Source organism: Clostridium sp. LIBA-8841, assembly GCF_057782475.1.
In genome coordinates, this window is the sequence record NZ_CM173488.1 from 1,131,393 (window position 1) to 1,146,924 (window position 15,532).

General features: G+C 26.3%; 13 protein-coding genes. 12 read left to right on the forward strand and 1 reads right to left on the reverse strand.

From position 1 onward, the window contains the following. Positions 1 to 7 precede the first annotated feature (7 nt). The 7 genes from AC2A4K_RS04830 to AC2A4K_RS04860 all read left to right on the forward strand — a co-directional run bounded on the left by AC2A4K_RS04830 (position 8) and on the right by AC2A4K_RS04860 (position 6,762). Positions 8 to 928, forward strand: coding sequence for an ABC transporter ATP-binding protein (locus tag AC2A4K_RS04830; RefSeq protein ID WP_322504098.1), 921 nt, complete (start codon positions 8 to 10; stop codon positions 926 to 928). After that, the gene (locus AC2A4K_RS04835; protein ID WP_322504097.1) at positions 925 to 1,671 is read left to right on the forward strand and encodes an ABC transporter permease; all 747 of its coding nucleotides are present in this window, start codon (positions 925 to 927) and stop codon (positions 1,669 to 1,671) included. Before AC2A4K_RS04830 ends, AC2A4K_RS04835 begins: the two co-directional genes overlap by 4 nt. Positions 1,672 to 1,684: 13 nt before the next feature. Continuing rightward, positions 1,685 to 2,398: an ABC transporter permease gene (locus AC2A4K_RS04840; protein WP_322504096.1), complete on the forward strand. Its 714-nt coding sequence runs from the start codon at positions 1,685 to 1,687 to the stop codon at positions 2,396 to 2,398. A 135-nt stretch (positions 2,399 to 2,533) separates the two neighbouring features. Then, positions 2,534 to 3,247 carry a response regulator transcription factor gene (locus tag AC2A4K_RS04845; RefSeq protein WP_322504095.1) on the forward strand — a complete coding sequence of 238 codons (714 nt, stop codon included), beginning with the start codon at positions 2,534 to 2,536 and terminating at the stop codon, positions 3,245 to 3,247. Between the two features lies 1 nt (position 3,248). Then, on the forward strand, positions 3,249 to 4,658 hold the full coding sequence (locus tag AC2A4K_RS04850) for a sensor histidine kinase (RefSeq protein WP_322504094.1): 1,410 nt from the start codon (positions 3,249 to 3,251) through the stop codon (positions 4,656 to 4,658). 300 nt (positions 4,659 to 4,958) lie between these two features. After that, the gene (locus AC2A4K_RS04855; protein ID WP_322504093.1) at positions 4,959 to 5,117 is read left to right on the forward strand and encodes a zinc-ribbon domain-containing protein; all 159 of its coding nucleotides are present in this window, start codon (positions 4,959 to 4,961) and stop codon (positions 5,115 to 5,117) included. 280 nt (positions 5,118 to 5,397) lie between these two features. After that, a complete protein-coding gene (locus AC2A4K_RS04860; RefSeq protein WP_322504092.1) occupies positions 5,398 to 6,762 on the forward strand; it encodes an MFS transporter in 1,365 nt (454 codons plus the stop codon). 216 nt (positions 6,763 to 6,978) lie between these two features. Here AC2A4K_RS04860 and AC2A4K_RS04865 read toward each other — a convergent pair whose 3' ends face one another. Next, complete coding sequence (locus tag AC2A4K_RS04865) at positions 6,979 to 7,815, reverse strand: AraC family transcriptional regulator (RefSeq protein ID WP_322504091.1); 837 nt, start codon at positions 7,813 to 7,815, stop codon at positions 6,979 to 6,981. Between the two features lie 304 nt (positions 7,816 to 8,119). Here AC2A4K_RS04865 and AC2A4K_RS04870 point away from each other — a divergent pair, with 304 nt between their 5' ends. The 5 genes from AC2A4K_RS04870 (at position 8,120) to AC2A4K_RS04890 (ending at position 15,515) form a co-directional block, all read left to right on the forward strand. Then, positions 8,120 to 11,158, forward strand: a complete 3,039-nt coding sequence (locus tag AC2A4K_RS04870) for a glycoside hydrolase family 2 TIM barrel-domain containing protein (protein ID WP_322504090.1) — start codon at positions 8,120 to 8,122, stop codon at positions 11,156 to 11,158. Positions 11,159 to 11,785: 627 nt separating this feature from the next. After that, positions 11,786 to 13,081, forward strand: coding sequence for a histidine--tRNA ligase (hisS, locus tag AC2A4K_RS04875; protein ID WP_322504089.1), 1,296 nt, complete (start codon positions 11,786 to 11,788; stop codon positions 13,079 to 13,081). Positions 13,082 to 13,304: 223 nt separating this feature from the next. Beyond that, positions 13,305 to 14,117, forward strand: coding sequence for a DUF438 domain-containing protein (locus AC2A4K_RS04880; protein ID WP_322504088.1), 813 nt, complete (start codon positions 13,305 to 13,307; stop codon positions 14,115 to 14,117). Between the two features lie 45 nt (positions 14,118 to 14,162). Then, on the forward strand, positions 14,163 to 14,861 hold the full coding sequence (gene ric, locus AC2A4K_RS04885) for an iron-sulfur cluster repair di-iron protein (protein WP_322504087.1): 699 nt from the start codon (positions 14,163 to 14,165) through the stop codon (positions 14,859 to 14,861). Between the two features lie 168 nt (positions 14,862 to 15,029). Then, a complete protein-coding gene (locus AC2A4K_RS04890; RefSeq protein WP_322504086.1) occupies positions 15,030 to 15,515 on the forward strand; it encodes a GNAT family N-acetyltransferase in 486 nt (161 codons plus the stop codon). The last annotated feature ends 17 nt before the right edge of the window (positions 15,516 to 15,532 follow it).

A 15,532-nucleotide genomic window follows, 5' to 3' on the forward strand; every position in this document is an offset into this window, starting at 1 on the left:
GAATAACATGGGAAATTATATAGTTGAAACTATAGATTTAAGTAAAGAATTTAAAGGGTTTAAGGCAATAGATAATATTAATTTAAAAATAGAGGAAGAAAAGATTTATGGATTCTTAGGATCTAATGGAGCAGGAAAATCTACTACTTTGAAGATTTTACTTGGATTAGTAAAGGCTACTAAAGGGCAGGTAAAAATATTAAATATGGATATAAACAAAAACAGGGAGGAGATTTTAAGTCAGATAGGTGCATTGGTAGAAAGTCCATCTTATTATGGACATTTAACGGCATATGAAAATTTAGACATTGTAAGAAGAGTATTAAAGCTAGAAAAAAAATCAATAGAAGAAGTATTAAAGACAGTAAGACTATGGGATGTGAGAAATAAAAAGGTTAGAGAATTTTCTTTAGGGATGAAACAAAGGCTTGGGATTGCGGAAGCTCTTATTGGAAACCCTAAGTTGCTTATTTTAGATGAACCAACTAATGGATTAGATCCAGCAGGAATTTTGGAAATTAGGGAGCTTATAAAATCTCTACCTAAGGAAAAAGGTATTACAGTTATTATATCTAGCCATATTTTAAGCGAAATTGAGCTTATAGCAGATAATGTTGGTGTAATAAATAAGGGAAAATTAATATATCAAGGGACATTAGAAAAATTAAAAGAAAAAGGCACAGATAATGTAGTTTTAGGATTAGAGGATTTTAAAAATTGTAAGAAGGAAGTAAGAAAAATATTAACTTCTAAGAATTATAGAGTAAATGAGAATGAAGATAAGTTAATTGTTTCAGGTAATAAAGTATTAGCTAGTAAAATATGCAGAATGATTATATTAGCAGGCTATGATGTAAATTATTTAAGTTGTGAAAGCAACTCTCTTGAAGATATATTTTTAGCTTTAACTAAGGAGGAAGAGTTATGATTTTCACTTTAGTTAAAAATGAGTTTTTAAAGGAAAAAAGAAATTTATTATTATTAATGATGATGCTTTTACCTATTGGAATAGCATTTCTTTTAGTCTTCGATTTGTCAGTAAGGTATGAAAGTTGGCTTTTACCTAATGCTGCTGGAAAGGAACTAACATCTTGGAATATATTAATTAAGGAGCAAAGAATACTTTATTTTAATGATTTTATGCCTTTATTTGCTGCTATTATCTTAGGACAATTATTTGAAACAGAATACAAGAACAATGGTTGGACATTGACTTTAACTAAGCCGATTAAAATGTGGCAAATATTATTTTCAAAATATATTACAGCTTTAATAATATTAATTATGATGTTAGTAATTAATATAATAGCATTAATTATGGTAGGAAAGGTATTTAACTTTCCAGAAGCTATTCCATGGGACTATTTTTTAAACATGATGGCAATACAATTAGTAGCAAGTTCTGCTGTGATGATAATACAATTATTTTTCAGTATAAAAAATAAGAATGTATTAATATCATTTGGAATTGCAGCATTGCTAAGTATTTTATCATCAAATATATATTATAATGAAAATCCAATAAGATATTTTAACCCATATAACTATGCAATGTTTTCCATAACTCAAGAGAGGCAAGAGATTATTTATGTTTCGGGTGGTTCAGCAATAGTTATAGTAATAGGCGCTTTTATAATCTGCAAGTATTTTAAGTTTAAGAAAATATATTAAGGGGAGAGGTATTATGGATTTACTAAGAATAGAATTTTTGAAAATTAAAAAGTTTAATCTTTTTTTATTAGCGGTTATAACATCTTTGCCAGCAATATCTATAGCAATAGGATTATATAATGTGGTTAGAGATAAAATAGATTCAACTGCAATAATGGAAGTTGTTTTTGGATTATCATCATCGGTTTATATAGGGATGCTATTGAATTTATTAATAATTTATTTGGTTTGTACCATAACTAAAATAGAAAATGCTGATAATGGTTGGAGGAGATTATTAACACTACCTATAAAGAGATGGAAAATATATATTTCAAAGATATTCACAATATTTATATTAATAGGAATTTCACTATTGGCATTTTTAATTTTCACTATGTTAGTTACAGTTTTTTTAGGTGGAAGTATAAATTTTTCAATACTTATAAATCTTATTTTAGTGTTTTTAACAACTATGCCTATAGTCTTATTACTTTTCGTAGTAGCAAGAAATTTTATTTCAGTGATTGCACCTTTAGTATTAGGGCTATTTTTTTTGATAACTGGGTTTTTCATTGTACAAAGTGATTATTGGATCTTTGCACCATGGACATATTCCTTAGTTGTATCATCTGGAACTTTAAATAATTGGCAATTAGTTTTTGTAATAATCTTATCAATTATTTTATCAGTATTAATCTTTTGTCTAGATTTAATAAAGTTTACTTCTGAAGACTTGGCAGTTTAATTTAAAATTTGAGGATGCTTATTTAAGAATATTTATCAAGAGATTAGGGTTTTTATAAGCTAAGTACCTCATTAACTAGCAATAAGAAATTATGATAAAATAAATGTGAAGTTTAAAAGAAAAATGGGGAATAAGATGATAGATGAAAGTATTTTTTTAGATAAGAAAATTTTATTAGTAGATGATGAAAAACAGTTATTAGATCTTTTAAGAGAAGTTTTAAGTAAAGAAGGTTTTAAAAATATATATGAAGCCACTAATGGCATAGATGGAATATTGATGGCAAGGGATTTAAATCCTGATATTATCATTTTAGATGTAAGCTTACCTGATATAGATGGCTATAGGGTTTGTGAAAAAATTAGAAGCTTTTCATTTTGTCCCATAATATTTTTAACTGCAAAAGATGAGGATAATAATAAACTTCAAGGATTAGAGTCAGGAGGAGATGATTATGTTACAAAACCTTTTAATTTAAGAGAGGTAGTTTTAAGAATAAAGGCTCAAATTAGAAGAAGTAGTTATGTCAAAGTAAAGAGTAAAAGTGAATTAATAATATTTGGAGATGTTGTTATAAATGAAGATGCTGGAGAAGTTAAAAAAGCAGGAGAGATAGTAAACTTAACAGCTAAGGAATATACTCTTATATTATTTTTAGCTAAAAATAAAAATAAAATATTTAGCAAAAATACCCTTTGTGAAAAGATTTGGGGTTATGATTATGATGGTAATGACAATACTATAATGGTTCATATAAGACATTTAAGAGAAAAGCTTGAGGACGATTCAAGTAATCCTGAATATATAAAAACTCTTAAGGGGTTAGGTTATAAGTTGGTGGTAAAGTAAAATGAAGAAAAAATTAATATTTATGTTTCTTCTAAGTAATATAATTTTATTTCAAATAGGGTTTTTAATTTTTGGATTAATGAATGTTTTTACAATGAAAAACAATATTTCTTTTGGAGAAGAATTATTTAATACAAGCTTTAATGTCAATGAATTCACAGAAGCAACTAAGGGTGATATTAGTTTTTTAGATGGTAAATATGTTATTAATAATAATAGAAAAGACTTATTAATTAAAAATAATATATGGTTGCAGATTTTAGATAAAGATAATAAGCAGATATTTGAAGTAAATAAGCCAGAAAGTGTGCCTAATAAATACACAACGGTAGAGATTGTTGATTATAAGACATATCCTTGGAATTATTCCCACCCAGCCACTTTAGCTATAGATGAAATTAATGAAGTAGATTCTAATAATACTTTAGTTATTGGCTTTCCAATAGATAAAGTATTTAGTCACAAATTTACATTTACTGATGAAGGTTTTAAGTTTCAAATTATTTATATGGGAATATTAGCAATAGCCTTAACTTTAGTTATAGGATATTTCTTTAGTAAGATATTAGTTGAACCTATTGGAGATATAATGGATGATATTGAGACATTAAAGGAAGGTAAATTTCTTAAGAGAAGAAGTAGGGATTTCGTATATAAAAATGTAGATGAAAATATACACAGCCTTTCTGAAGCTTTAAACAGAAATAAAATTGAGAGAGAAAAAATAGAAGAAGCAAAGGAACAATGGATTGCTAATATCGCTCATGATTTAAAAACACCTTTAAGTTCTATAAAGGGATATTCAGAATTATTATCCTCTAAGGATTATGAAATAACTATTGAAGAGGCAAAAAGATATGGTGAAATAATGGAAGATAAAGCAGAGTACATGCAGAGCCTTATAGATGATTTATCTTTAATTTATAAGCTTAGAAATAAAGTCTTACCTTTTAATATGAAAAAGAATAACATTGTAGATATTACAAGAGAGGTAGTTATTGATATATTAAATTCTTTAGAGTTTTCAGATAGAGAGATAAAGATTGATTATATTGATGAAGATATAAATATTTTATGTGATGAGAAGTATATAAAGAGAGCATTAAATAATTTTATTATTAATGGATTAGTTCATAATTCTAAAGATACTATTATCAATATTAAAATTGAAAAGATAAAGGAAGAGGTAGTCATTAATATTAAAGATAATGGACAAGGAATATCAAAAGAAAACCTTGAAAATATTTTTAATAGATATTATAGAGGAAAAAATACTATTGAAGGAATTAAGTCTTCAGGTCTTGGTATGGCTATTAGTAAGGAAATTATTGAAGGACATGATGGGGTTGTTAATGTTAATAGTATTATAGGTATTGGTAGTGAAATAAGCGTAATATTTAAAACTATTTAGTTAAAGTAGAGTAGATATTAAACTTATAAATAAAAAACTTAAAATACATTGATAAAGTAAATAATTAAATTACAACATTATTTAAAAGGATTATAGTTATATAAGCTATCAATTATTAATTAAAAATTTTTTTGAATAATTTTTTAAAAAAGTATTGCAAAAAAATAAATAGCATGTTATTATAAATGAGTAGCAGAAATGCTAATAAAAAAGAAAAAAGTTTTAATTAGATAAATAGTTTCTCGTAGATTAGAGATTATTATATCAATTTAGAATCTTTAATTTTAGGAGGAATATAATATGACAGATAAGACATTAGTATGTAGAGATTGCGGAAGTGAATTCGTATTTACAGTAGGAGAGCAAGAATTCTACAAAGAAAAAGGATTCGATAACGAGCCAACAAGATGTTTAGCTTGTAGAAGAGCTAAGAAACAACAACAACAAAATAGAAGATAATTTTAGATTGTTATAGGCTGTAGTTTTAAACTACAGCCTTTTTTATATTTCATTATAAATTCAAAATATAAATTATATTATAATTCAGAGTTTAAAGTTTATAAATACACTCTATATTTAATTAGGAAATATAAATCAATATTTTAGAAACTTAATTCTATTTGATTATTAACAAAATTTTGTAATAATATATACGAAGATTAAGAAATCGATTTCTTTTAAGTGGTTTAATTAAACGGGTATTACAAAGATTTTATTAGTAAAATATAGAGGTGATGGTTTGAATACACTAAGAAATAGACAAATTGACAAAAGTGATGATGTTTCTATAAAGACTTTACTTACTTATAGTATGGGAAGTTTAGGAAATAATATGATATATGCATTGATTAGTTCCTATCTTTTAATTTTTTTAACAGATAGTTTTAAAGTAGGAGCGGCTGCCATAGGAACATTATTTCTGGTGGCAAGGGTTATAGATGCAATAACAGATCCTATAATGGGGGTTATAGTTGATAATACTAATACTAAAATTGGAAAGAGTAGACCTTATCTGTTTGTTGTTCCTATTTTCATGGGAATAGCAACAATCATGTGCTTTTCAGCACCAGATTTAAGTTATAGTGGTAAAATTATATGGATATACATAGCATATATATTTTGGGGCATATCTTTTACTGCTATGGATATACCATATTGGTCATTATCTGCCAATATTACAAGATCTTCTGAGGGAAAAACTAAGATTGTTACATCAGCGAGAACAATAGCGTATGTAGGTAATTTTATAATTCTAACACTTACTATACCTCTTGTATCAATTATTGGAAGTTGGACAACTGTGACAATAATATATGTTTGTTTTGCTACTATATTTACTTGGATTACTGCCTTTGGAATTAGAGAAATTAATGATAAGGCTGCTAAGAAAAAAGAAAAACAAGGGTTTAAACAATTTATAAATCTATTAAAAACAAATAAGCCTTTAAGAATAGTTTTATTATCAATGTTAGTGTTAGAACTAAGTGGATCAATAAAAAATACAATAGCTATATATTATGTAAAATATAATTTTAATGCAGAAATGATGATTCCAGTAGTTAGTTCAGTTGGTATGGGAGCAAGTATATTAGGTGGAGTAATGTCACCATTTTTAACAAAAAAGTTAGGTAAAAGAAATACTGCACTTTTAGGATTATTAGCTGGTGCAGCTGGATCATTTTTAATATTTTTACTATCATATTCTTCATTACCTTTAATGATAGTTATAAACTTTATAAGTGGAATTTTTGATGGAGCAGGATATATAACTCTAACTTCAATGGTTGCTGATTGTGTTGAGTATGGTGAATGGAAGACAGGAAAGAGATCAGAGGGAATGATATTCTCTTTAAATATATTTAAAAGTAAAATTGCTAGTGCTATTGGGGGATCCTTATGTGGATACATATTAGCATATATTGGTTATACAGCAGATTCAACTCAATCTACATTTACTTTAAATGGAATTCATTTAATACAGACTTTGGTTCCATGTGTTATTGTAATAATAAGCTTTATGTTATTAAGAAGATATAATTTATCAGAGGCAGAATATGAAGCAATAGTTGATGATTTGAAAAATGGTATTACAAGAGTAAGTTAATAATAGGTTTAAAGAAAAGTATAAATGAAGTTTTAGTTAAGCTTCATTTATACTTTTTATATTTTAAGTTTTTGATAGATTTTAAATTAGTATTGATTTTAGATTTATATAAGAAATTATTTTCAGCTATTTTTAGATTTTGTTTTAACTTGTGTGATTTTTAATCTAAAAGGTCAGTTCAAAATCAATATCTATATAAAAAATAACATAAAACTATTACTTAACTTTATTCATTTGGTTATTTCTGTAATGTAATGGAGACATTGAAAAATGCTTTGAAAAAGTTTTTGAGAATAATAAGGAATCACTATATCCTATACTGTTGGCAACTTCTCCTATAGGTAGTTTAGTGCTTTTTAATAAAAGAGTTGCTTTATACATTCTAAGATTTATTAAATATTTTTGAGGAGAAATTCCAAGGTTTTTTATGAACATTTTATATAAATAGCTTCTACTTAGGTTTACATAATCAGCAATTTCTTGAACAGTTATACTATTCATATAATTAGAATTAATGAAATTAAGAGCATCTTGAATATATGTATGTAATTCTTTATCTTTGTAATCAAAAGGCTTTGGGAATTCTTCTATAAGTGTGTACAATAATGAATAAAGTTCCTTTAATAATAGTATGTCATCGGAACATGAGGGATTATAAGTCTTTGATATTTCACACATATTTAATATTATGTGGGAGATTTTTGAATTTGATTTACAATTAGCAACATAAGAGTTAGTAATAGAAGTTCTATTTAAATATTCATTAGCATTTGAACCACTAAATCCTATCCAGTAGTATTCCCAAGGATCATCTATGGAGGCTACATATTCAACATTCATCCCTTTTAGCAGTATAAATATATCACCTTGTTTTAAATTATATACTTTACCATTAAATTTAAATGTACCATATCCTTTAGTTACATAATGTATAACGGCATTTTTAGATACTTCATATTTATAGCCTAAGCCTGGGATACCTTGTTCTATACCACATTCATCTACATTCATTTCAAAGTTTTCTTTTGTATATTTTTTCCACAGTATTTGCATTTGTACCTCCTAAACCTATAAAACTAGCTAATTTTATATTAAGTTTTTATATCAAACATATAAATAAAGTCTTGATACAATAATATATTAATTATCTATAGTGTTTGAAAAAATCTGAATTTAATAAGAAACATTATAACATATTTTAGAACTTTATAACTATTTTAAAAGATTAATTTACATATTAATATTAAATTATGGGTGAAAAATATTTTTTTAAATGATTTATATGGAGTTATGTTTCATAAATATATAATTATGATTCATAAGTACATAATGATGCTAAATGTATTAGGAGGGTAAAATGATACTAAAAAATGAATACCATGAAGATATTTCTAAACTACATGTAAATATGATGCCAAGAAGAAGTTATTATATTCCATTTGTAAACACTGATGAGGCTCTTAATATTAAAGATAGAAGTAAGCAAGATAATTTTTTTTTACTTAATGGTAAATGGGAATTTAGTTATTTCGATAGCTTACAAAAAGTAAAAGAATTTAAGGATATAAACGAAATTAGTTTTAAAGACAATATTGATGTGCCTTCTCTTTGGCAATTAAATGGATATGATTATAATCAATATACTAATGTTAAATATCCTATTCCTTATGATCCACCTTTTGTTCCTATAAATAATCCATGTGGAATTTATAAGAAAGATTTTGAAGTTGAGATACTTCCTGAAAAGTATGATTATAATATAAATTTTGAAGGGGTTGATTCATGCTTTTATTTTTGGATAAATGGAATGTTTGTTGGATATAGTCAGATATCTCATAGCATATCTGAGTTTGATATTACGGAGTTCTTGGTAAATGGTAAAAATACAGTTACAGTCTTAGTTTTAAAATGGTGTGATGGTACTTACTTTGAGGATCAAGACAAATTTAGAATGTCTGGAATTTTTAGAGATGTGTATATATTGAGAAGAGCAAAGTCAAGAATTGTTGATTATAAAATAACTCAAAGTATAGATTTTTTAGTTAAAGAAGGAAAGTTAGATATTGAGATTTTATCTACGATAGAAAATCCAGAAGTTAAATATTATTTGTTAGATCCTAAAAGTAATATAGTTTCATCTGGAAATATAGATAATAATAAAGCAGAAATAAATATTAAAGATATAGAACTTTGGAGTGCTGAGATACCTAATTTATATACTTTGTTAATTGAAACAGAGCATGAGGTTATAAAAGAAAGAATAGGTATGAGAGAAATTAAAATAGAGAATTCTATTTTAAAAATTAATAATACTCCAATAAAGTTAAGAGGAGTTAATCATCATGACAGCAATCCAACTAAAGGATATGTTATGACATATGATGATATGATTTTGGATTTAAAAATAATGAAAGAGTGTAATGTCAACTCTATAAGAACTGCTCATTATCCTAAATCTCCAATTTTTTATGAGTTATGTGATGAGTACGGCTTTTATGTTATGAATGAAGCTGATATTGAAATTCATGGAGTTGTTGAATTATATGGATTAGGATATTTAGATAATTATAATATGATAGCTGATGATGAAGTTTATGAGAAGGTTATTATTGATAGAGTTGATTCATCTATAGTTCCTTTTAAGAATAGATCTTGTATTTTTATGTGGTCTCTTGGAAATGAATCAGGATTTGGATGTAATTTTGAAAGAGGATTAGAATATGCTAGGGAATTAGACCCTACACGTCCACTTCATTATGAAGGTGCATATTATGCTAGTAAAGAAAGAAAAAATGATTTTACTAATATTGATGTTATTAGTCGTATGTATATAGGTATAGAGGAAATTAAGGATTATTTTGAAAAAGGAATAGACAAGCCATTAATATTATGTGAATATGCCCACGCTATGGGAAATGGTCCTGGTGGATTAAAAGATTATGATGAAATGATTCAAAAATATGATCAGTTTGCAGGAGCATATGTTTGGGAATGGTGTGATCATGCAATACTTATTAAAGAGGATATGAAGGGCAAAAAAGCATATGGATATGGAGGAGATTTTGGAGAGAAAAATCATGATGGAAACTTCTGTGTTGATGGTTTAGTTTATCCAGATAGAACTCCTCATACTGGATTATTAGAATATAAAAACATTAATAGACCTATAAGAGCATTAGAATTTGATCAAGTTAATAGAAGAGTTAAATTAAAAAATATGCTTGATTTTAAGAATGCTGGTGAATTTTTAGATGTTACCTATAAAGTACTTTTAGATGGAGAGATAATTTTCTTAGATAAGATAAGTTTAGAAAGTTTAAAGGCAAAAGAGGAAAAATGGTATGATTTAAATATATCAGGATTACCAAATGCAATTATCACTATATTATTTGAGTATAAAATAATATATAATAACTCTCTTTATGAACAGGGGGTTGTACTAGGGCATGACCAGTTTATAATAAAGAATGAAGTAGAGAAGATCGCATCTGTTAATAAATTTATAAAAACTACTATTAATGAACAAAAGTTTTATATAGAAGAAACAGTTAATAAAATTAGAGTTATAAATAATGAGTTTAATTATAATTACAATAAGAATACAGGAACTTTTGATTTTATTGAATCATTAGGAGAAGTATTTATAAGTGATCCAATGGAGTTTATTATTTGGAGAGCACCTACAGATAATGATAGAAAGATTAAAAATCAATGGATTGAAGCTGGTTTTAATCAAATTACTACACGAGTATATAATAGCGAAATTAAGGAGTTTTCAAATAGGGTGGAGATAACTAGTGATTTAAGCTTGATACCACCATATAGAGAAAGAGTCTTAGATATTAAGGTAACATGGAGTATTTATTCAGAAGGATTAATTAAGTGTCATGTTAAAGGTAATAAAAATATGAAAACACCTTATTTACCAAGATTCGGTGTGGAACTTAAGCTAGACAAGTCCTATGAAGAAGTAAGTTACTTTGGATTTGGACCATATGAAAATTATATAGATAAAAACTCATCTTGCTATTTAGGGAGATTTAATTCAAAAGTTTCTGAAATGCACGAAGATTATATAAGACCTCAAGAGAATGGTAGTCATCATTTTTGTAGAGAAGTATCTATTAATAATGAAAAAAGTAAAGTTTATGTTTTATCAGAAGATGACTTTGCTTTCAATGTTTCACACTTTTCTCTAAATCAATTAACTAATGTAGAACATAATTTTGAGTTAAATGAAGAGGAGGCAACTTATTTAATTATAGATTATAAGCAAAGTGGTATAGGCTCAAACAGCTGTGGTCCTGATTTAGATGAAGAATATAGACTTAATGAAAAAGAATTTTCTTATGATTTTTACTTGAAATTTGTAAAAGATGATATAAAAAATAATTAAATATATGGTAAGTATATTGCTGTCTCATAGATTATTTAAAAATAATTTGTGTAGACAGCAATATGTTAAAGCAAAATGGTAGAGATATAGTTATAATAAGTGCAGCTAAAAGAGCAAGTGGTAATACAAATTTTATATAACTTATAATAAAAATTTGATAGCATTAATATATTTAATAATTGAATTATGCTAAAGTATAGCATATAATAATACTAATAAATTTTAGGAGGATAATTATGAGAACACTTAATATGATTAAAGAAAATAAAATACATCATCATTACTAGAGACTTGGTCCGGATGGGATACAAGTCTATTTCAAGTAGGCTTGTATCTTACTCTGGTAATGATAAATTAAGTGTAATCATAATTTATTAAGCCATGTAGGATATTTTGCCTACATGGCTTTTTATTTTATTATTAGTTAAGTAAATTACTTATTGATGTACAGTTTTAAATCAGTATTGATTTAAAGATAAGGCTCTGTTTTGAACTAGTATTGATTTTTAGGTATAGCTAGAAATCAACACTCACTTAAAATAGAGTTAAAAATAAAAGTAAGTTTTAGTTGAAAATAAATTTTAAATGTAGACTTTTATTAATAAGATTTTGAATGGAGTGATAAAGATGAAGAAGAATATAATTAAACCAAGTATATTACCAGGATTTATGGAGTTATTACCAAGAGAACAAGAAATATTTAATGATATAGTAAATAAAATCACAAATGTTTATGAGAAAAATGGATGTCTACCTATAGATACACCAATAATAGAAAAGGCAGATGTATTACTTGCTAAAAGTGGAGGAGAAACAGAAAAACAAGTATATAGTTTTCAAAAAGGAAAGAATAACTTAGCATTAAGATTTGATTTAACAGTTCCTTTTGCTAGATATGTTGCTCAATACTATAATGAATTAGCTTTCCCATTTAGAAGATACCAAATAGGTAAGGTTTATAGGGGAGAGAGGAATCAAAGGGGAAGATATAGAGAATTTTACCAATGTGATGTTGATGTTATTGGAAAGGAAAGCTTAAGTTTAAGAAATGATGCGTGGGTTATTAGTCTAGCCTTTAAAGCTTTTAAAGAGATTGGATTAAAAGACTATAAATTTCAAATAAGTAATAGAAAAATATTAAAAGGAGTATTAAATGAACTTGAAATTGAAAATTTAAATGAAGTAATGATATTAATTGATAAGTTTGACAAAATAGGAGAGGAAAATTTTCAGTTAGAACTAAATGATCTTATTGGCAAAGAAAAAAGTAATTATTTAAGTAATATATTAAGCACAAAAGGAAATAGCCAGGATATATTTAATAAGTTAGATGGGCTTAATATTAAAAATAAATATTTTACTGATGGAGTAGAAGAATTAAAAATAGTTATATCAACTTTAAACTTATTAGGTGTAACTGAAAGTGAGTTTGATATAAATTTAAGAATAATAAGAGGGTTAGATTATTATACTGGAACGGTTTTTGAAACATTGCTATTAGGAAATGAAACTTATGGATCTATTTGTTCAGGAGGGAGATATGATAATCTAGCAGAGAATTACACTGAGAATATATTGCCAGGAGTGGGTATTTCAATAGGAATAACAAGATTGTTTTTTGTTTTAAAAGAAATTGGTTTTATAGATGATTATAGCTTTGAGAGTGATAAAGATTACTTAATAATACCTATAGGAGAGACTATAGAGTATAGTTTGAAAGTTATGAATTACCTGCAAGAAAAAAAATATAATGTATGGATTTATTTTGAAGAGGATTCTTTAAAGAAAAAAATGAAGTATGCCAATAAATTAGGAGTAGAAAATGTAATCTTAATTGGTGACGAAGAGGAGAGAGATAATAGTATTAAGATAAAAAATATGAAATCAGGTGAAGATAGAGTTGTTAGAATTTCTAATATGTAATTAAATTAATAAATAATATTCAATAAAAAAAGCATGTAGATTAAATATTCTACATGTTTTTTTATATAATTTTTCTAATGTGACCCCAGTCATATTTCAAATTAGTACTTTGAAATTATAATAGCATCATAAGAGAGAGGCAATAAGCCAATAAGTAACGAGGAAATTTTATTTTATAGGAGGAAGTAATTAGCATAAATTAATGTGCTATTGAAATTTATATATGGAAAATAAAAAAATATTATTAAAAAATGGACAAACAAAGGTTATTGATTCTGAAAGAATCAATATGTTAACAGATTTCTTAAGAAGAATAAACAAAGATGGAATAACTCCAGAATTAAAAGAAGAAGGATTAGATATTGTAAAGGCAATAGATCCATTAGAACTATCAATTGCAGAGCAAAACTTAATAGATGATGGAATGGAACCTAGTGAATTAAGACATTTATGTGATATACATATGGAAATACTTAAAGATGAACTTGAAAAGTTAAAAAGTAATATATCAAGGGGCCATGTCTTAGATACTTTAGTTGAAGAGCATACAAAGATATTAGGTTTATTAGAAGAGCTTGAAGTAGTTACTAATAAAATAGTAAAGATGGACAAGTACAGTAAAGAAAGTGAAGATTTCTCAAAGGCTTTAGAAATAGTACAAGGTATTTTAGATGCAGAACTTCATCATAAGAGAGAAGAGGATGTGTTATTCCCAGAGTTAGAAAAAAGAGAAATTACTGGACCAACAAGAATAATGAGATTAGAACATGATCAATTAAGAGAGAAAAAGAGAAGATTAAAAGAATTAATAAAAGTAGTTGAATATCTTGATTTTGAAGACTTTAAAGATAATATGCAATCTTTATCTAAAGAAATTTGCTTTGAACTTAAGGATCATATATTTAAAGAAAATTATATTTTATATCCAACAGCTTTAGAAGCTATAAAGGATGAAAATCTTTGGAAGAGTATGAGAGAAAAATGTGATGAGATAGGATATTGTCCATTTACTCCAAAAGAATGTATAGAAAAATAGGTTTAAGATAAAAAGATGTTAATGAAGAATTAGGAGGAAAGTACTATGGAAAAATTAATTAGAAAAGACTTTAGTTTAGGAGAGGTTGTTACTGTTTACCCAGCAGTTGTTAAAAAATTTAATGATATGGAATTAGACTATTGCTGTGGTGGAAGTGAGAGCTTAGAATCAGCTCTTAAGAAAAAAGGTATTGATACTGATAAATTTGTTGAAGAATTAAATAAAGAGTTTAAAGAATTTAAATTTGAAAATTCTCAATATGTAGATTGGAGAGAAGAATCTTCAGAAGCGTTAATAAAACATATAGTTGAAACTCATCATGCAACTACTTTTAGATTATTAAAAGAGATAGATCCATTAATGGTTAAAGTATTCAGAGTTCACTTTTCACATGGACCAGAGCTTTTAATGAAAGTTCATAAACTTTTTGGACAATTAAAATGTGAATTAGAAGAACATTTACTTAAAGAAGAAGAGATTTTATTCCCATTAATGATGAAATATGATCAAACAAATGATAAAAAAGAAAAGAAAGAAATAGAAGAAGATATAAGAATGATTGTTAGTGAGCATGAGGCTGCTGGTGATATATTAAAAGAATTAGCAGAAGTAACTGATGATTATAAAGTTCCAGAGTGGGGATGTGTAAGTTTCAAATTATTATATGATAATCTACATGACTTAGAAAAAGATTTATTTATACACATTCATAAAGAAAATAATATATTATTCCCAAGATATTAGTATTGTGTATAAACATGTATAAAGTTAAGTTAGTTTATAATAATACCAGGTTGAAAGTATAATATTTACTTTCAACCTGGTATTTGTTATATATTAAAATTGTTAATTTCTAATATATTTTCTTATAATGTATATATAGTTATGTAAAAACTGAAAAGGAGAATGATTATGGAAATTAGAGAGGCTAATAGAGCAGACTTAGAAGAAATCATAGTTATTGAAGGTGAATGTTTCCCAGTAGCAGAAGCTGCAAAGGAAAAGGATATTCGTAAAAGATTTGATGCTTTTAAAGAAAATTTTATTGTTGCAGTTAAAGATGGAAAGGTAATTGGTTTTATTAATGGATGCACTACAGATAAACCTGAATTACCAGATGAACTGTATCATGATACTAAATTACATAATCCAAATGGAGATTACCAAACTGTATTTGGACTTGATGTACTACTAGAATTCAGAAAGAATGGCGTTGCAGAAAAACTATTAAATCGTCTTATAGAATTATCCAAAGAGCGTGGGAAAAAGGGAATGGTGCTTACTTGTAAAGACCATTTAGTACACTATTATGAGAAGTTTGGATTTAAGAATCATGGAGTTTCAGATTCTTCACATGGTGGAGCAAAATGGAATGATATGATACTATTATTTGATTAGAGGTATATTAAAGATAT